Raw genomic sequence first — 20,758 nt, forward strand, 5'->3', positions numbered from 1 at the left:
GTGGTTATAGCGTTGGGGATCCACCTCTTCCCATTCCGAACAGAGAAGTTAAGCCCAACCACGTCGATGGTACTGCGTAAAAGTGGGAGAGTAGATAGCCGCCGTTTTAAAAGCGAAAGCGAAGTGAAGAGGAGTCAGTTCATTTGAACTGACTCCTTTTTCTGTTTAGGAAAGTTCTAATTTGATTACTGCACCGTAGGAAGGAACGTTTTTGAAGGCGTCTTTCAGTGCGTATTCTCCGTTATAAACACGGGCACAAGTCAAGACGCCGCCGTGTGCAAAGAGACATACTTTCTGCAATCCGCTTTTTCTTAATTCGTCCAGGAAGGAACTGACCCGATTGTATTGATCCTGCAAGGATTCGCCGGATGGAGCCGGAATGTTGATCCAGTCGTCAAACCAATCTTTAGACCGGGGATCGGATGATAACTCTTCCCAGGATTTCATTTCCCATTCTCCGAAGTTGATCTCCTTGATACGGTTTTCTCTTTCTGCATCCGGATAACCGCAATAGGTTGCCAGGCGGACGCAGCGTGTAAGCGGGCTGCACCATACTTTGTCGAATGTATGTCCGGATAGTGTCTCTTTTACGACTTGTGCCTCTTCTTCAAAAGAGGGACGGAGTGGAACGTCTGTTTGTCCGTAAGCATAGCCTGCGGGAACATCGACGGATGTGTGTCTGACCAGGTAGATTTCCATGTTACATCGTTTTATATCGTTGTTGTATAAATGATAGCGATTCCTAAATAGAAACTCAATTCGCAGAGCAGGAATGTGGCTCCGCAGCAATCACCCGTATAGCCTTGTATTTTCTTTTTCATCAGAGAGGTGAGCAGGTAAAAGGTGAGGACGGGTAACAGACCGGCCAGAAAATAGACCGGTTCGGGAAGCCAGAATATGGGAATCAGGGCGGTGAACAGGCAAAACGTGTATTCGCCTGTCGACATCCGGCTATAGACCGTTTTGTTTTTAGCTTCCTCTTCTTTACGCGCATAGGGTAGTCGGTTGATAATCATTCCTGCCACACCTTTAGAAAACGGGTCCCCGGCCAGTATTGCGCTTCCGGAAATCGCCAACGGCAAACTGCTTAGCAGGGTGTATAAAAGTCCGAAATAGAGGATTAGCCCGATCACTCCGTAGCTGCCGATATGCGAGTCTTTCATAATCGAAAGAACGCGTTCGCGGGAGGTCCCTCCCCCAAAGCCATCGAAAAAGTCGGCAAGTCCGTCTTCATGCAGGCAGCCGGTTATTAACAGGCGGGTGATGATAGCCAAAAGTAGGGCAACACTTGCCGGAAGTATCAGCGAAGCGGTATAGAGCACGATCACGGAAAGCCCTGCAGTCAACCAGCCGACCAAAGCCCAACGGCTGACAACATTTTTGAAATATTCCGAGGCACTTCTGCCAGTCTCCAGAAGGGCAACCGGGTGAAGAAGATGAAGGCGGCGAGGATACGGAGCATGGTTTAGTTGAAAATTAAAAGTTGAAAGTTGAAATTTATTACTTTAGAAATACTTGGTGATTGCAGCTTGTTTGAAGCTGTGCATTTCGTTGATCATGCGGACTGCCGACTCGACGATCGGATAGGCGCATACGGAACCGGAACCTTCGCCTAAGCGCAGGCCGAGGTTCAAAAGCGGCTTTGCCTGCAGGACGTCCAATACGCGTTTATGCCCGGCTTCGTCACCGCAATGTCCGAATATGCAATAGGGCAGCATTTCAGGATACAGACGGGAGGCTGCCAGCACGCAATTCGTCATGATAAAGCCATCCACCAGGATAATCATTTTCAGTTCGGCCGCACGTAGCATACCGCCAACAGCCATGACCATCTCGTATCCCCCGAAATAACGGATTACATCCAACGGGCTATTGGTACCCTGATAGTTGTCGAGTGCGCTTTTTAATACATTATATTTATGTCTGACTCCTTCGTTATCCAGGCCACTGCCGGCTCCTACGCAGTCAATGAGAGGAATCCCAGTGAGGCAGGTCATCCACATACTGGATGCAGCCGTATTCCCGATTCCCATTTCCCCGAAACTGATCACATTACATCCTTCGTTATGGCAATCCGTCACGATGTCGGCACCATATTGGAGAGCTAATTCCATTTCTTCCTGTGTCATGGCCGCTTCGTGGAGAAAATTGCGGGTCCCTTTCCTGATTTTGCGGTCGATCAGTTGCGGGATAGGTGGAAAATCGAAATCCACGCCTCCGTCTATGATCTTGATTTCAAAACCATGTTGGCGGGAAAGGAAGCAAACGCCTGCGCCCCCGTTCAGGAAGTTGTGGATCACCTGCCGGGTGACTTCTTTAGGGGATTTGCTGACTCCCTCATCGGCAATGCCGTGATCCGAGGCATAGATTACGTTGACCGGATGATGCAGCGTGGGAGACAGTGTTTGTTGGATCAGGCCGATTTGCAGTGCAATATCCTCGAGTGTACCCAGTGAACCTTTGGGTTTCGTCAGATTATCGATTTTATCCTGCAGAGCTGTGGTGAGAGCGGTGTCAGGCTTTTGAATGTTGAAAGAGATCATTGTATAGTGTTTTTATTATTTTACTTTCATGGGAATACCACTGACCATCAGGATGACTTCATCGGCGCGGGATGCGATGTATTGGTTCAGCCAGCCTTGCAGGTCTGTGAACTTCCGCTGTACGGGATCCGGGGATACGCCTCCCAATCCGATTTCATTCGTAACGAATATCAGGTAAGCATCCTGGTCTGTGAACTTGTTAAATTCATCTTTCAGTTCGTCCAGCGAACGCTTGGTGTCGCCGTCACTGTCGAAGAAAAAGTTCGTACCCCAAAGCGTGACGCAATCAATCACGACAACACGTCCGCTCAAGTCGTGTCGGCTCAGGTATTTTTCTTCTTCGATGTTTGTCCACTCTGGTCCACGGTCAGCCTGATGGCGGAGCACACGCTGGCGAAATTCATCATCCCAGATGCGCGCCGTTGCCAGATAGACCGGGTTGGCCGCTAACGACAATGCGAGCCGTTCGGCATATTTGCTTTTCCCGGAACGCTGTCCGCCTGTCACCAAAACGATATGTTTGTCTGCCATTCTTTTTTATTCTCCTTTCGGTTTATTGCGTGATGCTGTTCGTTTGGCTTTATTTGCCGGATTGTTTTTACTCGTCTTGCGCAAAGCGGCCGATTTAGGAGACGCTGCCAGCCGTTGTGCAACAGCCGAGCGGCCTAATGACTTCCCGAATTTAGGCTGCAAGGCTTCTTTCAGGTCTTTATCCAGACCGGCAGCCTTCGTCTCTTTCTTCGGCTTTTCTCCGTCACGTGCCGCATGGCGTGCCGCAGCATATTTGTTATATTTTACATATTTCCCCGGACGAGGTCCTTTCGAACCGCCCGGTTTCGATGTGCTTTTCTTTTCCGTTGCAGCCGCCTGAGGTTGTTCTTTCTTCTCTTTTTTCTCTTGGCTACCGAATACCAGTTCCTGGGCTTTGCCGCGTGCCACACGGGCGTGGTCGGAGGCGTGTTTGCCGATTTGTACCCGGAGGTCGTCCAGCATGATGATGTCGCCCTCGGTTACTTTCTGTCCGACGTGAGGCAAACTGCCGTTTACGGTCACGCGTCCTTCTTCGATAAATTTGTCTGCTTCCCTGCGGGAACAAAGACCGGAGTCGCTGATGAGTTTATTTAATCTTACTTCCATTATATGTGCGTATTATTTAGTGTATAATCGTTGATACTAAACAAACAATCAGTCCCATTGCAAGTTCTGTATTGCTGTTTATATTGATAGCAATTAACATGTCTTCGGTTGTAAAAGACCGTTCGTTCGTCCCGATATAAGGTTTTTCGACCGGTTTCCCGAAATAGTCGTGCGTTCCCCCGAAGCGGCAATTCAAAATGGCTGCAAGAGCCGATTCCGGATAGCCTGAGTTTGGACTTGCATGTGCAGGACCGAAGCGTTTGACGAACCCCTGTTTATTCAGATTGCCGGAGACAGCTAACATCAGCCAGGCAGTCAACCGGGCGGGAATGTAGTTGGCCAGATCGTCGAGCCTTGCGGCTATCTGCCCGAATTCGAAATAACGGTCATTTTTATAACCGATCATCGAGTCGAGCGTATTCACCATCTTATAGGCCATCATGCCGGGAAGTCCGAGCAGGGCAAACCAGAACATCGGGGCTATCACGCCGTCGCTCAGGTTCTCGGCAAGCGTTTCCAGTGCTGCCGCCCGTATTTCTTGCGGAGAAAGTCCGGATGTATCACGGCCGACAATCCTGCCGACCTGCTTGCGCCCTTCTTCCGTACTGCGGTCTACGGCTTCAAAAACAGCTTTAACCTCTTTGATCAGTGTTTTCCCCGCTAAACAATAGAACACACCGATTCCGACCAAGAGGGAGGATAGTGGCGGATAAAAATATCCGGCCAGATACAGGATGCGTTCGCAGATCAGATAGGTGCCGATGACCAGCACAAGCGCCATGATTCCCCCTTTCAAAGCCCGGTTATCTCCCTTATTCATTGTCTTTTCGCCCAGGGAAATCACTTTTCCGAAACCGACAACCGGATGTGGCCATCCTTCCGGGTCGCCAAGTAAGCGGTCAGCCAGCCAGCCGCCTATAAAAGGGACGACTTTGGCCATATAGAATGATTGATGAATCCAGTAATACATAATAGCTACAAAGGTAAAAAATATAATTTTACTATTGTGTCATTTTGCAATTAGCATAGCAGGTTTAGAAAATGTATCCTGATTTCTTTTGCGGATTCGTGCAAATTCCTACCTTTGTTGTATGCTTAGAATTGTAACACATATTGAACGTTTGCTTTTGGCGCATGACTGTGTGATTGTGCCGAAGTTCGGAGGTTTTGTCCTGCAGACCGTTCCGGCCATGCAGAAAGTGGAAGAACATACGTTCCGCCCGTTGCGGAAAGAGATCGGTTTCAATATGACGCTGCAGCATAACGATGGGCTTCTGCCGGAGTCGTATATGCAGATGCACGGGGTGAATTATCGCCAGGCACAGTTGATGTTGGAAGAGGATGTGGAGGATATGAAAAAGACTTTGCAGCAATACAAGAAACTGTCGATGGGTGTGTTAGGTTCGTTCAGTATAGGTGAGGAAGGGCAGATGATTTTCCATCCGGGCGAAACCGAACTGTTTAGTGTCGGTTCGTATGGCTTGCCTGTTTTCCATTTTCCGGCTTTGCCCCCGTTGCAGGCGAAGCGGGAAGAGGTTGCGCTTCTTACAATCCCGGTCAATCGCAGGCTGATCCGTACCGCGGTCGCATCTGTTGCCGCAGTGGCTTTGTTTCTGCTTGTTTCCACACCGGTGAAAGATGTCAACCAGGATGCTTATACGGCAAGCTTTGTTCCGACGGAAATGGTTTCGCAAAAGCCGGTTCTTGTTGAAAAGGCTATAGCTGAAAGTGTGCCGGAAAATGTTGTGCCGGAAGTAGAAGTCAAGACTGTCGCACCTGCTCCCAAGCGCGAAACAGTTGCGGCTAAACCTGTTGTGGTGCAACCTGCTGTTGCAAAGAAAGAGGTAAAAGCTAATCCTAAAATGTATCATATCGTAATTGCCAGTTTCCCTTCTGAAGCACAGGCTGATGAGTTTATTGTCGGCGTAGACCGGGCGGAATGTAAGCATGTCAGTAAGGTGGTTCGCGACGGGAAATACCGTATCTATGCCGATAAGTTTGATAACCGGGCAGATGCGGAAACTTATATGGCGACTCTCCGCAGTAATCCGAAGTATAAGGATGCCTGGCTGTTTATCAGCCGTTGATAAGCGCCGGTTTGTTTCATCCGGTAGAAAATAAAATTTCCTTCGGATGAAAAGTTATTTTCTACCGAAGGAAATTAAAAAACGTCCGGACAGGTTTTCGTTATTATTGTTTTCTACTCTTTTTCTTCTTCTTCAGTTTTTTGTTTCCGTTTCTTCTTGAGCCGGCCTGCTTTTCGTAAAGCCTGGTCCAAGATGTACTGTATCTGGCCATTGGTGCTACGAAACTCGTCCGCAGCCCAGGCTTCGATCGCTTCCATCATCTCCGCGTCTACACGCAGGATGAAGCTTTTGACCGTATTCCCATTTTCCTTTTTGGCCATATTCGTATTACAATGTCATAAATATTCCTGCGTGCCTTCCGAAAAATGCCGGTACGTGGGAAATGCTCGGTTGAATAACCATCAATCCTGGCAGCTTAGTGTCGTTTGAACTCTTTGTAAGTGCATTCATAATGATTAGTGTTTGATATTATTTTGATATCACAAAGTAAAGCAATGTTTCGGATGTTTGCAAATAAATTATGAACTTTTTATAAGCAGATATATAAAATATTCTATAGCTTTGTCTACTCAAAAAATACACGATTGGAATTTCAGCTCGATACAGATAATAAGGAGTTTCAGGATGCCTTGCAACTGATCACTCATACGCGACAGTCCGTCTTTCTGACCGGAAAGGCTGGGACGGGTAAGTCTACGTTTCTGAAATATATTTGCGGACATACGAAAAAGAAATATGTCGTATTGGCGCCGACGGGGATTGCTGCAATTAATGCGGAGGGAGTGACGCTCCACTCTTTTTTCAAGTTGCCGTTCCGTCCGATGCTCCCCGACGATCCGGATTTGAGCTTGAAGAATGGACGCATATTCGAGTTTTTCAAATATACGAAGAAACACCGTAAGCTTATTGAGGAAGTCGAACTGATCATCATCGACGAGATTTCGATGGTCAGGGCCGATATTATCGATTGTGTAGACCGCGTCCTGCGGGTATTTTCCGGTAATATGCGCTTGCCGTTCGGTGGAAAGCAGCTGTTGTTTGTCGGAGATGTTTTTCAGTTGGAACCGGTCGTTCCTTCCGACCAGAAAGAGATATTAAGTCTTTTCTATGCCAGTCCGTTCTTTTTCTCGGCCCGTGTATTTAAGGATATTAATCTGGTTCCTATCGAATTGCAGAAGGTTTACCGGCAGACAGATCCGGTCTTTATCAATATTCTGGACCGTATCCGTAATAATGCAGCCCGAAAACAGGAACTGGATATTTTGAATGCCCGTTATTTTCCTGATTTTACTCCCCGTAACGAAGATATGTATATTACGCTTGCAACCCGCCGTGACCAGGTGGATTTCATCAATGAGCGGAAGCTGGCGGAACTTCCGGGTGAAGAGTTTATCTCCAAGGGGAAGATTGAAGGCGATTTTCCGGAATCGTCGTTGCCGACGCAGTTGAATCTGTCCATCAAGGAACAGGCGCAGGTTATTTTTATCGATAACGATTATGAGCGGCGCTGGGTGAACGGGACGATCGGCATGGTGTCCGGAATCGACGAGAACGGAAATGTCTTTGTCTTGCTTGAAGACGGAAGGGAATATCTGGTGGAACCGACTTCCTGGCGTAACTATAAATATAAGTATAACGAAAAGGAGAAGAAGGTGGAAGAGGAGATTGTCGGCACTTTCGAACAACTTCCGATTCGCCTGGCATGGGCGATAACTGTGCATAAGAGCCAGGGACTTACTTTCAGCCGGGTTGTGGTGGACTTGACCGGTGGCGTTTTTGCCGGCGGGCAGACCTATGTGGCTTTAAGCCGTTGTACGTCTTTGGACGGCCTGGTGCTGAAAAGCCGGATTTCGCCTCATGATATATTTGTGCGGAAAGAAATCGTGCAATTCAGCCAGCAGTTTAATGACCGCCAACTGATCGAGAAAAGCCTGCAGGAAAGTGAAGCTGAATTATTGTATGCCCGTGCCGTCCACAGCTTCAAGTCCGGGAATATAAAAGAGGCTGTCGAAGCATTTGCCGCCGCTGTCGGCAAGCGGAACGAATTAGGCAAGCCGGAAGTGCAACGCCTGCTTCGTTTGAAGCTGCAAACGATGAATACGCAACAGGCACAGATCAAGAAACTCCGGGAGGAGCTATACGCCCAGCGTGAAGTGCAGAAAGAATATGCCCACGAATATTACCTGATGGGGAATGAATGTATAACGAAAGCCCACGATCCGAACGCTGCTATCCGTTCTTTTGATAAAGCGCTCAAACTTTACCCCGAATATGTGGATGCCTGGGTACGCAAAGGAGTGACGTTGCTCGATTTGGGTGACGGTTTTCAGGCGGTCACCTGCCTGAATGAAGCTGTGCGTTTGAACCCGCAGTCATTCAAAGCGCGTTATAATCGAGGAAAATCTTATCTCCAGTTGAAATATTATGACGAGGCTGTTTCCGATTTTATGAAAGCAGTCGATCTTAAGCCTAAACATGCTTCAGCCCATGAATATCTTGCGGAATCTTTCTTGCATATAGGGGAGAAAGAGCTGGCACGGCAGCATCAGGACATAGCCGATAGCCTTCGTGATGGTGAAGACAGTTAATGTTTTGTCTCTAAATTTATACAGAAATGTAATAAAAAGGTGATAATAAGATTGTATATTTGTGGCGTAATGTTAAAATATATAGGGGGTTAAATTAAAAAGAGAATTTCTGTATGAAAAAAAGTTATCTGCTGTCTTTGTTTTTATTGATCTGTATGAGTGTTTCCGTACAGGCTCAGGTGACAACTTCCGCTTTGAGTGGAAAGGTTATCGATGATCAGAATGAGAGTATTATTGGAGCGACTGTGGTGGCGGTGCACGAACCGTCCGGAACTATGTACGGTGCAGTTACAAATGTGGACGGCCGTTATACAATACAAGGTATGCGTACCGGTGGTCCATATAAAGTGGAGATCTCTTATGTAGGTTATCAAAAAGATGTTTTTACAGATATCAGGTTGGAATTGGGTAATACGTTTGTATTGGATGCAACTATGCAACCCAGTTCGCAACAATTAGGGGAAGTCGTTGTAACGGCAGATGCTAAGAAGAAAATCGGGGCATCGGAAAACTTTTCTGCTAACAGGATCCAGTCAACTCCGACTGTCGACCGTAACATTTATGATGTGGTGAAGAATATGCCGATGGCAATGACTTCCAAGAATGGGGGTATTTCTTTCGCCGGTTCCAATAATCGGTATAACAGTTTTCAGATTGACGGAACAGTCAGTAATGATGTATTTGGATTAGCTCCGTCAGGAACAAATGGTGGTCAAACCAATGCCAACCCCATTTCAATGGATGCTATTCAGGAAATCCAGGTTGTAGTCGCTCCTTTTGATGTTCGCCAGAGCGGTTTTACCGGAGGCGGTATCAACGCGATTACCAAACAAGGAAATAACACTTTCCATGCGTCAGCTTATTCTTATTTTACGAATGAGAGCCTTTATGGAAAATACAATGCCTTTAAAGATAATGTAAAGGACAAACTTTCTGAACAGTCGACCAAGACATTTGGCGGTACGTTGAGCGGTCCGATCATTAAAGACAAACTGTTCTTCTTCGCCAATGTCGAGAACCGTAAGGAGTCCTATCCTTCACGGTTTTATGCCGGCTATGATGCGAAGGGCTTTACAGTAGATATGGCAAAGACTATTGCTGATAAGTATGAACAATATACAGGTATTCGTGAAGGCTACGGCCCGCGTGATGTAGATCAGAAAGCATTCAGTTTCCTGGGGCGTATCGACTGGAATATCGACCAACACAACAAGTTAGCTTTCCGCTATCAGCTGAATAATTCATACGACGATATCTACAGCCCGGCCAACATGACCTATTTCTTTAATAACAGTGGTTACCGGATGAAGAATAAAACGAATTCATTCGTGGCAGAATGGAACTCTCACTTGAATAATGCTTTATATAATGAATTCCGTGCAAGTCTTACGACAGTGCGCGACCAACGCGAAGTTGCCTATCAAGGGCCGAATGTAAAGATTAACGGTAGCGATAACAGCGGGACGAATAACACGACTGTCAATATCGGTACGGAATATTCTTCCGGAGCCAATGCGCTGGATCAGGATATTTATACATTTGAAGATAACCTCTCCTGGTATAAGGGCAATCATACTTTTACTTTTGGTACACATAACGAGATATTCCGGATGAAGAACCTGTTTATCCAGGCGGTTACCGGTTCCTGGGAGTTCGGTTCGATGGATGCATTCCTGAACGACAGCCCGTCCAAGTATGTATTTAAATATACAGACCCGGATGTTACGGGCGGTGACTACCAATATACACCTATTATAAAAGCCGGTCAATTCGGTTTCTATGCTCAGGACAATTGGATGGTTACCAATCGTTTCTCTTTGACTTACGGTCTGCGTTTCGATATCCCGTTGCTGTTTAACGATCCGACTGTCAACAATGAGTTTAATGAGTATGCCGCCAGTAAGAACATTAAGGAAAGAGTAGGGGAAATGCCCGGTGCAAAAGTGATGGTTTCACCCCGTTTGGGATTCCGCTGGTACACGGATGACAGCCGGAATACGCTGATTCGTGGTGGAGTAGGTTTGTTCACTGGCCGTGTTCCTTTCGTATGGCTTTCCAATGCTTACAACAATACAGGTATCGAGCAGAAAGGTACGACAATCTTTGCTTCCGGATCTTCACCCGCTCCTTCTTTAGGACAGTATGCGAAAGATCCTATCGGTGCTATGAATTCGCAATCGGGAAGCCCTGCTACGCCCGATATCGTAACAGTATCCAAGAGTTTCAAATATCCGCAGGTATTCCGTGCGAATCTGGCATTGGAACAGATGTTGCCGGGAGATATAAGGATGACGGTAGAGGGTCTTTATTCCAAGACATTTAATAATGTATATTTTGAAAACCTGGCATTGTCGAGCAATGCAAAAGTCTATGCTGTTCCGGGTGTAGAGGCTTCGGCTACTCCTTTTTATTCGGTTGATAAGAAATATTTCAGTATTACCAATTTGAAGAATACAAATGATGGCTATACTTATTCATTGTCAGCTCTGTTTGAAAAGAGTTTCGACTTCGGTTTGGGCTTGGCTGCATCTTATACATTCGGACATTCCAAATCTGTTTATGACGGAACATCTTCCGTTGCCTATTCTAACTGGAAATATAATTATGCAGTAGATACCAATAACCCGGGTCTGGCTTATTCCATGTTTGATATACCTCACCGTGTAATGGCTTCTGTTTCTTATACGACACCCCGTTATGCTAACGGATTCCTGGCTACAACCGTTTCCCTTATTTATAATGGATACGTGGGACAGCGTTATAGCCTGACGATGAATGAGTCCTATTATAATGCTGATACAAAGAAAACGGTCTATATCGATTATAATGGTGATGGCTGGGGAGGTAACTCACTGTTGTATATCCCGACTGAAGACGAGTTGAAAAAGATGGACTTCAAGACAGAAGAAGATCGTCAGAACTTTAATAACTGGATTGAAGGCGACAGCTATGCAAAGAAGCACCGTGGACAATATGCCGACAGAAATTCAAATTCTGCTCCGTGGGAAAACCGGATTGATCTGCATGTGGCACAGGATATCTTTGTGTTGAAAGCACGGGGCAGCAAGTTCCAGGTGACATTCGACGTGACCAACTTTGCCAATATGCTGAATAAAAAGTGGGGATCTTCTTATGCTGCGGCTTATAACGTAATGCCATTGCAGGTGATCGGAAATAAGAAAGGTGATGATGGCAACTATACGAACACGTATGCTTATAATTCGAAGAATACGATTACAAAGAACGATCTTTTGTCTCGCTGGCATGCCCAAATCGGAGTTAAATATATATTCTAATTGTAAATGTATAGATTTCTTACTGTAATATTGATTGGCCTTTTCTCGATAATTTATTTATCGATAGCCGGATGTACTGCCCATTCTAAGAAAGAGCATTATGTCGTAGTCCTTTCGATGGATGGTTTTCGTTCCGATTATCCTTTGCATGCTCATACGCCGACATTGGATTCTTTGGCACGGGTCGGGGTGAAAGCTGCCTTTCGCCCCAGTTTTCCGAGCGTGACTTTTCCGAATCATTACAGTATGGCAACAGGTTTGCATCCCGACCATCACGGATTGGTGAGTAATTTCTTTTATGCCCCCGATCTGGATAGTATTTATCTGCTTGGCAAGCCCAATCCTGACTTTTTCGGAGGAGAACCGATCTGGAATACTGCTGAAAAGCAAGGTGTGCGGACTGCCTCGTTTTATTGGGTCGGAAGTGAATATCCGATACAAGGCCGCCAGCCTTCTGTCTGGAAGCCATTTGATAAGAATGTTCCTTTTTCAGATCGTGCAGATTCAGTGATTGCCTGGTTGCAATTGCCTGAAAAAGTCCGTCCTCATCTGATTATGTGGTATATGGAAGAACCGGATGCCATCGGCCATAAGGTTGGTCCCGATGCAGCCGAGACACTTTCGACGGTAGAAGAGTTGGACCGGATATTAGGAGATTTCTTTGCCAAAGCGCGCAAGTTGAAGATATTTAATAAGATTGATTTCATAGTTCTTTCCGATCACGGTATGGCAACGATTCATCCGGAGAATTTTGTGAACCTGAGTGATTACCTTCCGCGTGACAGCTTTGAGTATGTGTTCGACGGCGTACCGACTTTGCTTTATCCGAAGCCGACTTATACGGATAGCGCTTATGCAATCCTGAAACGTGTGCCTCATATTACAGTATGGAAAAAGAATGAGATTCCGGAGAAGTATGTGTATGGTAAAAATCCGCGTGTCGGAGATTTGTTTGTACAACCGGATGTCGGAACGTATGTGCTTTTCCGTCCCGGAGCGCGGTCTACCTTAGCCGCTACACACGGATATGACAATTATGCTCCCGAGATGGAGGCAATCTTTTATGCGGCAGGACCGTCGTTCAAACAAAATGTAGAACTTCCGGTTATGGCAAATGTGAATTTGTATCTGATGATAGCCCGCTTACTAAACTTGCAGCCGGCTCCGAATGATGGAGATAGTGCGGTGGTTTCAACCTTATTCAGAAAGGAAAAATAAAGAATCTTGTCCTGATGTTGTAGCATCTGTCGTCTGTAGGAAACAGTTGGCAGATGCTGCAAACATCATAAATCATTTAATAATAGCAATTCGCTCCCGGAGAAAAAGCCAATTGGCTGCTGGCACTCTTGATTTCGATTTTGTTTTCTCTTGCCAGCCATCCGATAGCGGACCACAGATCAGCTTCCGTTAAAGCTGTAGCCCTTTTCAACTCCTCAAAACTCCAATATCCGCCATCCAGCAATAAATTGCAGATGGCACCGGCATTTAATCCTATAGTCCCTTTATTCATGATAAACTCCATTTTATGTTATCTGTTATGTAAACTATAAACAAAGCAGAAGGTGGAAAAGATTAATGCCTCCCTGTGTTTTTATAGAGTTTTAAAAACTGATAATATGTTTTATGGGCTCACCCGATAATCATTGGGGAAAATACATCATTTATGGTTCAAAACTACTTACAACTGTAAACAAGCGTGAAGGTCCTGACTCGTCAAGATCGCCTGCGAAATGGTATTGCAGTGCTTCATGGGTTTATAGTGCCGTAAAGGAATGAATAACCCGGCAGATAGAATGAATGATGCGGAATGTGTGCCTCCTCCGTACCTACCCGCTATTTATGTCACAGCCGTGAAACAAAAGAAATCCAACCGTAACATAGAAGGAAGACAGTTGTGACATAAAAGGAATACAGTCGTAACATGCAATAGAGGACCAAGGTTTATCCGTTATTGATTCATTATTTCCCCCCAAGAAATATCGGGTGAGCCGTTTTATGTAGATGATGAGGAAAATAAAAGCCTGCGGTTTCTACCACAGGCTTTTAGTAGTGCGTCCGGGGGTCGAACCCGAGTTTCCGCCGTGAGAGGGCGGCGTCCTGGACCACTAGACGAATGCACCAGTTTGTCTTGTTAGACGCTGCGAAATTAGTAAATATTTTATTCCGGTGTATCGTTAGAGGGATTTTTTTCGAAGAAAATATTTGCTTTTTGTCATTCTGGTACAGATTTAGGCCTTTCTCCACTAAAAGGCGTTAAAAGAGGCTGCAAATTCGCTTGTATTTCATTTGTGTTCAAGTTTATTTATTCTACCTTTGCCATCTGTTATTGAACAATATACTATTGAACATTACTAATCTCAGTAATAAAATAACTAATATTATGGCAGAACTAAAAGAAAAACTATTCTCAGAATTCGCCCCGGTGTCAACAGAAGACTGGGTTGCGAAGATTACGGCCGACCTGAAAGGGGCTCCGTTTGAGAAGAAGCTTGTATGGAAAACAGGAGAAGGATTTAATGCGAATCCTTTTTATCGTTTGGAAGATTTGGAAGGTTTAAAGACAACGACCTCTCTTCCTGGTGAATTTCCTTATGTGCGTGGCACAAAGAAGGATAATGACTGGTATGTACGCCAGAACATTGAGGTGACTTGCTTTAAAGCTGCAAACGAGAAAGCGCTTGACATCTTGAATAAAGGTGTAACTTCTCTCGGTTTTATCATCAAGGGTGATGAAGTGAGTGCCGAAAACATTGCTACTTTGCTGAACGGCATTTGTCCGGAATGTGTTGAACTGAACTTCAATACATGCCTTTGCAAAGCAGAAAAACTGATTGGTATTCTGGCTGAATACTTTACTTCAAAAGGCGTTGATCTTACAAAATGTGCCGGTTCGGTTAACTATGATCCGTTTAAGAAACCGTTAATCAAGGGACACAAAAACGAAAATTGGGTAGAAGCTGCATCTGCTGTGCTCAAAGCAGGCGAAGCGTTGCCTAAATACAAAGTTTTGGCGGTGAATGCATTTGAATTGAACAATGCCGGTGCTTATATCTCTCAGGAATTGGGTTATGCCCTGGCTTGGGGTAACGAATTGCTGGCAAAGTTAACAGATGCAGGCTTTGATGTTACAGAAGTTGCCAAGAAGATTAAGTTCAACTTTGGTATCAGCTCCAATTATTTCATGGAAATTGCAAAGTTCCGTGCTGCCCGTTGGTTGTGGGCTGAGATTGTAGCGGCTTACAAGCCGTCTTGCAATTGTGCTTGCAAAATGAATGTACATGCACAGACTTCCCAGTGGAACATGACGGTTTATGATGCTCACGTAAACTTGTTGCGTTCACAGACGGAAGCAATGTCTGCTGCTATTGCCGGAGTCGATTCCATCACGGTTCGTCCGTTCGATGAAATATTCGAAACACCGGATGATTTCTCCGAACGTATTGCACGTAACCAACAGTTGCTGCTGAAAGAAGAATGCCACCTGGATAAAGTAGTCGATCCGGCTGCCGGTTCCTACAGTGTGGAAGTTTTCACAAACTCGATTGCTGATGTTGCTTGGAAGCTCTTCCTCGAAACAGAAGAAAAAGGCGGTTTCGGAGCGTTGGCAAATGCCGGAGAAATCCAGGCTGCCGTAAATGCTTCTAATGCTGCTCGCCATAAAGCGATTGCTACCCGTCGTGAGGTATTGCTGGGTACGAACCAGTTCCCGAACTTCACGGAAGTTGCTGCTGAAAAGATCAAGCGTGATGGCGCTTCTTGCAGCTGTGGACATGCTTGTAGCGAAGCTGAGATTGCAACATTGGGCTTTGACCGTGGTGCTTCTGAATTTGAATCTTTGCGTTTGGCAACAGAGAAGAGCGGTAAGACTCCGAAAGCATTCATGCTGACAATCGGAAATCTGGCTATGCGTCTGGCCCGTTCGCAGTTCTCTTGCAACTTCTTTGCTTGTGCCGGTTATAAAACAATCGATAATTTAGGTTTTGACACAGTTGAGGAAGGTATTGAAGCAGCTCTTGCTGCCGGTGCCGAGATTGTTGTCTTGTGTTCGAGCGACGATGAATATGCAGAACTTGCTCCGGCTGCCTTCAAGGCGTTGGACGGTCGTGCAGAGTTTGTTGTGGCTGGTGCTCCGGCTTGTATGGAAGACCTGAAAGCATTAGGCATCGATCAGTTTGTAAATGTAAAGAGCAACGTGCTTGAAACATTGCAGGCTTTCAATGCAAAATTAGGTATTAACTGATTATGAATTATCGAGAACAACATGAGACCAAATTTTAAAGATATAGATATCAAAAATGCCGGTTTTGCAGCAACAAATACTGCTGAATGGGCAAAAGCCAATGGCATCGAAGCCAATTGGAAAACACCGGAACACATCGATGTGAAGCCGGTATATACGAAAGAAGACCTGGAAGGCATGGAACATCTGGACTTTGTTTCCGGTCTGCCTCCTTATCTGCGTGGTCCGTATAGTGCCATGTATCCGTTGCGTCCCTGGACAATCCGCCAGTATGCAGGTTTCTCCACTGCTGAAGAATCCAATGCATTCTATCGTCGTAACTTAGCTTCCGGCCAGAAAGGTTTGTCAGTTGCATTCGACCTTCCGACACACCGTGGCTACGATGCCGACAACGAACGTGTTGTAGGTGATGTGGGTAAAGCCGGTGTATCTATCTGTTCGCTGGAAAACATGAAAGTATTGTTCGATGGTATTCCTTTGAACAAGATGTCTGTTTCCATGACAATGAACGGTGCCGTTCTTCCGGTATTGGCGTTCTACATCAACGCAGGTCTGGAACAAGGCGCTAAGTTGGAAGAAATGGCCGGTACGATCCAGAACGATATCCTGAAAGAGTTCATGGTGCGTAACACCTATATCTATCCGCCCGAATTTTCTATGAAGATTATCGCTGATATCTTCGAATATACATCACAGAAGATGCCGAAGTTCAACTCTATCTCTATCTCCGGTTACCACATGCAGGAAGCAGGTGCAACAGCTGACATCGAGATGGCTTATACGTTGTGCGACGGTATGGAATATCTTCGTGCCGGTATAAACGCAGGTATCGATGTGGATGCATTTGCTCCGCGTCTGTCTTTCTTCTGGCTATCGGTGTGAACCACTTCATGGAAATCGCCAAGATGCGTGCCGCCCGTATGTTGTGGGCAAAGATCGTGAAGAGCTTCGGCGGAAAGAACCCGAAATCTCTGGCATTGCGTACTCACTGTCAGACTTCCGGTTGGTCATTGACCGAACAGGATCCGTTCAACAACGTAGGCCGTACTTGTATCGAAGCTATGGCTGCCGCATTGGGACATACGCAGTCTTTGCATACGAACGCATTGGACGAAGCTATCGCATTGCCGACAGACTTCTCTGCCCGTATCGCTCGTAATACACAGATTTATATCCAGGAAGAAACAAAAGTTTGTAAGCAAATCGACCCGTGGGGCGGTTCTTACTACATCGAATCTCTGACAAACGAACTGGTACACAAAGGTTGGGCTTTGATCCAGGAAATCGAAAGCATGGGCGGTATGGCGAAAGCTATCGAAACCGGTCTGCCGAAGATGCGTATCGAAGAAGCTGCTGCCCGTACGCAGGCTCGTATCGACTCAGGCGTTCAGACAATCGTAGGTGTCAACAAATACCGTCTGCCGAAAGAAGATCCGATCGATATCCTTGAAATCGATAATACAGCTGTACGTAAAGAACAGGTGGCTGCTCTGAAAGAGTTGCGTGCTAACCGCGACGAAGCTGCCGTTCAGAAAGCGCTGGCCGATATCACGGAATGTGTGAAGACTAAGAAAGGCAACCTGCTGGAATTGGCTGTTAAGGCAGCTGGTCTGCGTGCATCATTGGGAGAAATCTCCGATGCCTGCGAAGTGGTTGTAGGTCGTTATAAAGCAATTATCAGAACTATATCAGGCGTGTATTCATCAGAAACAAAGAAAGATGCAGACTTCCAGAAAGCATGTGAGCTGACTGCCGAGTTTGCTAAGAAAGAAGGTCGCCAGCCGCGTATCATGATCGCTAAGATGGGTCAGGACGGACACGACCGCGGTGCTAAGGTTGTCGCTACAGGTTATGCAGACTGTGGTTTCGACGTAGACATGGGACCGTTGTTCCAGACTCCGGCCGAAGCTGCCCGTCAGGCTGTAGAGAACGACGTTCACGTAATGGGTGTTTCTTCTTTGGCTGCCGGACACAAGACTTTGGTTCCGCAGGTTATCGAAGAACTGAAGAAGTTAGGCCGTCCCGATATTATCGTGATTGCCGGTGGTGTTATTCCTGCACAGGATTATGACTTCCTGTACAAAGCAGGTGTCGCTGCTATCTTCGGCCCGGGTACTTCAGTAGCGAAAGCTGCTGTCCAGATCCTGGATATACTGTTAGGCGAATAAAGAAACGTAAGTTTTTCCGAATAAAACCGCGCAGTTTCCATTGGGAAGTTGCGCGGTTATTTTTTTCAATTAAGACAGATAAGACAATGAAACAGAAGTTTGCTTTAGAGAAAAAGACGTTTGCCGTCCTTATGGGATTGTTAGCATTCCTTTTACTGGTCCCGTCTTGCAAGACAGATGATAAAGTTCCCGATCTCTCCGAGGAAGGAACGAATGACTGGATTTATAAGATTATGACGGATTACTATTTGTGGTATGAGGATGTGCCGGACAAAGGAAGCCTGAACTTCTCCCAGTCTCCCGATAAGTTCTTCGCATCATTGTTATCTGATCAGGATGGCGTGAAATATGGAGATAGTTGGCTGACTTTTTCCCGGATAGAGAAAAAGAAGGAAGAAACGAAGTCCATCACGGAATCCGATTCCTATGGTTTCGAGTTCGCATCTTATAAAAGTGGTGATCATTATTATGCCTGGGTTTTGTATGTGCTGCCCGACTCTCCGGCAGCCGAAGCCGGTTTGAAGCGCGGTGACTGGATTGTTGCTGTCGGCAGTGAGAATCCGAATGTGACAAACACGTCTGCCTTTTTTAGTGGTGGAGAGACGACTTTCCTATTGGCGGATATGGAACGGGTAAATAATAGCGTAATTCTTCATAAGAGGGAAACAATCTCGATTTCAGCTTCCCGTGCCGTAGAAGATACGCCTTTCCTGAAGGATTCCGTCTATACGATTAATGGAAAGACTGTCGGTTACCTGGCATATAAGAGTTTTACTTCCGGACCGGATGATGAGAATGAAGTGTATAACGATCAGATGAAACAGATCTTCTCCCGCTTTAAGGCTAAGAATGTAAACGAATTTGTGCTGGATTTGCGTTACAACCAGGGCGGCTTGGTTTCCTGTGCCCAGCTGATGACGTCTCTCTTGGCTCCGGCCAATGCTTTGGGAAAGACATTCTGCATCATGGAGCATAACGATAAACAAACCTCGAAGAATGAAACCTTATTGATGAAGAAGAACTCCGAATTAGGGAATGCGAATCTGGACTTGAAACGCCTTTACGTCTTGACCGGAGAAACAACGGCCTCTGCTTCGGAAGCCGTGATCAATTGCCTGATTCCTTATATGGGCCGTAGCAATATCACGCTTATCGGTGAGAAAACGATTGGCAAACGTGTGGGAGCGAATACCTTCGGAACAAAAGAAGATTATGAATGGCTGGTGTCCCCGATCACTTTGCGCATCTATAATGCGGAGCACAATGCCGACTATGCAAACGGTTTTGCCCCGGATGTACCGGTCGAGGAGTTGGTTGTCGGTAATCAGTTGTTGCCTTTTGGCGATACGAACGAGCTGCTGTTGAGCGAAGCGATCTCGCGTATCACCGGATTGAAGAGCCAGTCTGTCCGCACGGAAGGCGGCGAGCGTATCAAGTTGCCTCTGTCTTTCGAAAGAAAGAAAAAGGAAGGCCTTCTCTACGATCCTGCAAAGTAAGACCTTCGCTCTCTTATAATTGAAGTTCATCTGCCAGCTTGTCCAACCAGGCTGGCATTTTGTTTAAATAGGTGTTTCGTTCGGTCAGGAACGTCGGAGCAAAGAGATATATCTGGAGGTCTTTGCATTTTTCCTGTAAACTTTCTTCTATCGGATAGTAGCTGGCAAGTACGGCTTGCGAGATGTCGCCTCCGTAGGTTTCCCGGACGGCGTCTATCTTGTAAATATCGTTCTGTGTGACGTTGCCCGACTTGCATTCGATAAAGATCAGTTTCTGCTGGTTGTTCAGCAGCACGTCGATCTCGTTCTTTGGGTGTGCATCCTGTCCGTTTGTCTGGAAGATGACGCTTTGCCAGACCTCCGGCGAGTTTTCCCGTTGCAAGCTCCAGTTGCGGACCTGGTTTGCCACAAGCGTTTCCCACCAACGGCCCTCGAAATAAAGATGAGTCGCATTACTTTGGGGCAGACGTAATAAGACATATTCCCTCAGCGTAACCAGAATAGAGCCGTTCCTATGCTTAAACCTCAGGTTGTTAGCGAAGATTTTAGAGGACGGCAGGCGGTTCAGCTGCCGCTTGCAAAAAATGCTGAAGAACTTCTGAATGCGGGCATGTTCCTGCGGATACTGTTCGATGAACTGCTTGATGCGCTTCGAGGCCTTCACATCTTCATCGCTTAACTCTTTGGCATCGTGGTAGTCCGAAAGGGTGTTGCCGCTCAGACTTAGTATTTCGTCGTTGTTGAGCGAGCTTTGCAGCGGATAGTTCTCGAATTTGCTCAGATGGACAACTTCTCCGTGTTGCGTCAGGTAGAAAGCATCGGCGCCCGACTCTTTGGCGACAACGAAAGCCGCAAACGCCATGACCTTTGTCCCTTCGGACAGGTTGTATGTAAACTCACCCTGATGTTCCCGGTGAATCCGGCGGCATACGTCGATTACGTTATTCCCGTTGTAAGGTTCCGCCTTATAGCGGTTGCATCGGATGGAGGATGGCAACAATGGATACATAGGCGTTTCTATATGATCCGTTGCATCTGTATAGAGCAGGTGAATGTGGTCCGGCCCGAATTCTTTGATGCCGTGGTAGACAGAGGTGATGTCTTTCCCAAGCAGGATTATCTGGTGTTTCATTTGTTCTATTTTGGGTGTCGCATACAAAGATACTTTTATCTTCCGGTAAAAGCTCATATTTTATCCTTATT

General features: G+C 46.2%; 14 protein-coding genes, 1 tRNA gene, 1 rRNA gene and 2 pseudogenes. 8 read left to right on the top strand and 10 right to left on the bottom strand.

All coding sequences use genetic code 11. The features are described from left to right. Positions 1-107: ribosomal RNA gene (gene rrf / locus DW083_RS00005) — 5S ribosomal RNA — on the top strand; the annotation flags it as partial. A gap of 58 nt (positions 108-165) precedes the next feature. Here rrf and cobC read toward each other — a convergent pair. The 6 genes and pseudogenes from cobC to cbiB all read right to left on the bottom strand — a co-directional run bounded on the left by cobC (position 166) and on the right by cbiB (position 4,650). After that, on the bottom strand, positions 166-699 hold the full coding sequence (cobC, locus tag DW083_RS00010) for an alpha-ribazole phosphatase (protein WP_122331011.1): 534 nt from the start codon (positions 697-699) through the stop codon (positions 166-168). Between the two features lie 11 nt (positions 700-710). Then, positions 711-1,462 (bottom strand): annotated as a pseudogene (locus DW083_RS00015) (adenosylcobinamide-GDP ribazoletransferase). 43 nt (positions 1,463-1,505) lie between these two features. Beyond that, on the bottom strand, positions 1,506-2,543 hold the full coding sequence (gene cobT, locus DW083_RS00020) for a nicotinate-nucleotide--dimethylbenzimidazole phosphoribosyltransferase (protein ID WP_122331012.1): 1,038 nt from the start codon (positions 2,541-2,543) through the stop codon (positions 1,506-1,508). 15 nt (positions 2,544-2,558) lie between these two features. Then, positions 2,559-3,074, bottom strand: a complete 516-nt coding sequence (locus DW083_RS00025) for a bifunctional adenosylcobinamide kinase/adenosylcobinamide-phosphate guanylyltransferase (RefSeq protein WP_122331013.1) — start codon at positions 3,072-3,074, stop codon at positions 2,559-2,561. A gap of 6 nt (positions 3,075-3,080) precedes the next feature. Continuing rightward, a complete protein-coding gene (locus DW083_RS00030; protein WP_122331014.1) occupies positions 3,081-3,680 on the bottom strand; it encodes a S4 domain-containing protein in 600 nt (199 codons plus the stop codon). A 16-nt stretch (positions 3,681-3,696) separates the two neighbouring features. After that, a complete protein-coding gene (gene cbiB / locus DW083_RS00035) occupies positions 3,697-4,650 on the bottom strand; it encodes an adenosylcobinamide-phosphate synthase CbiB (RefSeq protein ID WP_122331015.1) in 954 nt (317 codons plus the stop codon). A 121-nt stretch (positions 4,651-4,771) separates the two neighbouring features. On the opposite strand from cbiB, the gene DW083_RS00040 reads away from it, so the two are divergent. Next, positions 4,772-5,767, top strand: coding sequence for an SPOR domain-containing protein (locus DW083_RS00040; RefSeq protein WP_122331016.1), 996 nt, complete (start codon positions 4,772-4,774; stop codon positions 5,765-5,767). A 113-nt stretch (positions 5,768-5,880) separates the two neighbouring features. Here the strand turns inward: DW083_RS00040 and DW083_RS00045 are convergent, their stop codons facing one another. Next, a complete protein-coding gene (locus DW083_RS00045) occupies positions 5,881-6,087 on the bottom strand; it encodes an Arc family DNA-binding protein (RefSeq protein WP_122331017.1) in 207 nt (68 codons plus the stop codon). A gap of 264 nt (positions 6,088-6,351) precedes the next feature. Here DW083_RS00045 and DW083_RS00050 point away from each other — a divergent pair, with 264 nt between their 5' ends. The 3 genes from DW083_RS00050 to DW083_RS00060 all read left to right on the top strand — a co-directional run bounded on the left by DW083_RS00050 (position 6,352) and on the right by DW083_RS00060 (position 12,869). Continuing rightward, a complete protein-coding gene (locus DW083_RS00050; protein WP_122331018.1) occupies positions 6,352-8,355 on the top strand; it encodes a tetratricopeptide repeat protein in 2,004 nt (667 codons plus the stop codon). A 113-nt stretch (positions 8,356-8,468) separates the two neighbouring features. Continuing rightward, complete coding sequence (locus DW083_RS00055) at positions 8,469-11,651, top strand: TonB-dependent receptor (protein WP_122331019.1); 3,183 nt, start codon at positions 8,469-8,471, stop codon at positions 11,649-11,651. 6 nt (positions 11,652-11,657) lie between these two features. Continuing rightward, positions 11,658-12,869 (top strand): ectonucleotide pyrophosphatase/phosphodiesterase, encoded by a 1,212-nt coding sequence (locus DW083_RS00060; RefSeq protein WP_115500598.1) that lies wholly within the window; start codon positions 11,658-11,660, stop codon positions 12,867-12,869. A 76-nt stretch (positions 12,870-12,945) separates the two neighbouring features. Here the strand turns inward: DW083_RS00060 and DW083_RS00065 are convergent, their stop codons facing one another. Further along, a complete protein-coding gene (locus tag DW083_RS00065) occupies positions 12,946-13,161 on the bottom strand; it encodes a winged helix-turn-helix domain-containing protein (protein WP_122331144.1) in 216 nt (71 codons plus the stop codon). A gap of 537 nt (positions 13,162-13,698) precedes the next feature. Beyond that, a tRNA-Glu gene (locus DW083_RS00070) sits at positions 13,699-13,771 on the bottom strand. A 260-nt stretch (positions 13,772-14,031) separates the two neighbouring features. On the opposite strand from DW083_RS00070, the gene mutA reads away from it, so the two are divergent. From mutA to DW083_RS00085, 3 genes and pseudogenes are all read left to right on the top strand, one after another. Beyond that, entirely contained in the window at positions 14,032-15,891 is a 1,860-nt protein-coding gene (mutA, locus tag DW083_RS00075; protein WP_115500599.1) for a methylmalonyl-CoA mutase small subunit, read from the top strand. Positions 15,892-15,912: 21 nt separating this feature from the next. Beyond that, a pseudogene (scpA, locus tag DW083_RS00080) lies at positions 15,913-18,059 on the top strand (methylmalonyl-CoA mutase). Between the two features lie 86 nt (positions 18,060-18,145). Beyond that, the gene (locus DW083_RS00085; protein ID WP_122331020.1) at positions 18,146-19,555 is read left to right on the top strand and encodes a S41 family peptidase; all 1,410 of its coding nucleotides are present in this window, start codon (positions 18,146-18,148) and stop codon (positions 19,553-19,555) included. 13 nt (positions 19,556-19,568) lie between these two features. On the opposite strand, the gene DW083_RS00090 is transcribed toward DW083_RS00085, so the two are convergent. Next, positions 19,569-20,687, bottom strand: coding sequence for a Card1-like endonuclease domain-containing protein (locus tag DW083_RS00090; protein ID WP_122331145.1), 1,119 nt, complete (start codon positions 20,685-20,687; stop codon positions 19,569-19,571). Between the last annotated feature and the right edge of the window lie 71 nt (positions 20,688-20,758).

The organism is Parabacteroides sp. AF48-14 (assembly GCF_003477465.1).
Lineage (GTDB): Bacteria > Bacteroidota > Bacteroidia > Bacteroidales > Tannerellaceae > Parabacteroides > Parabacteroides acidifaciens.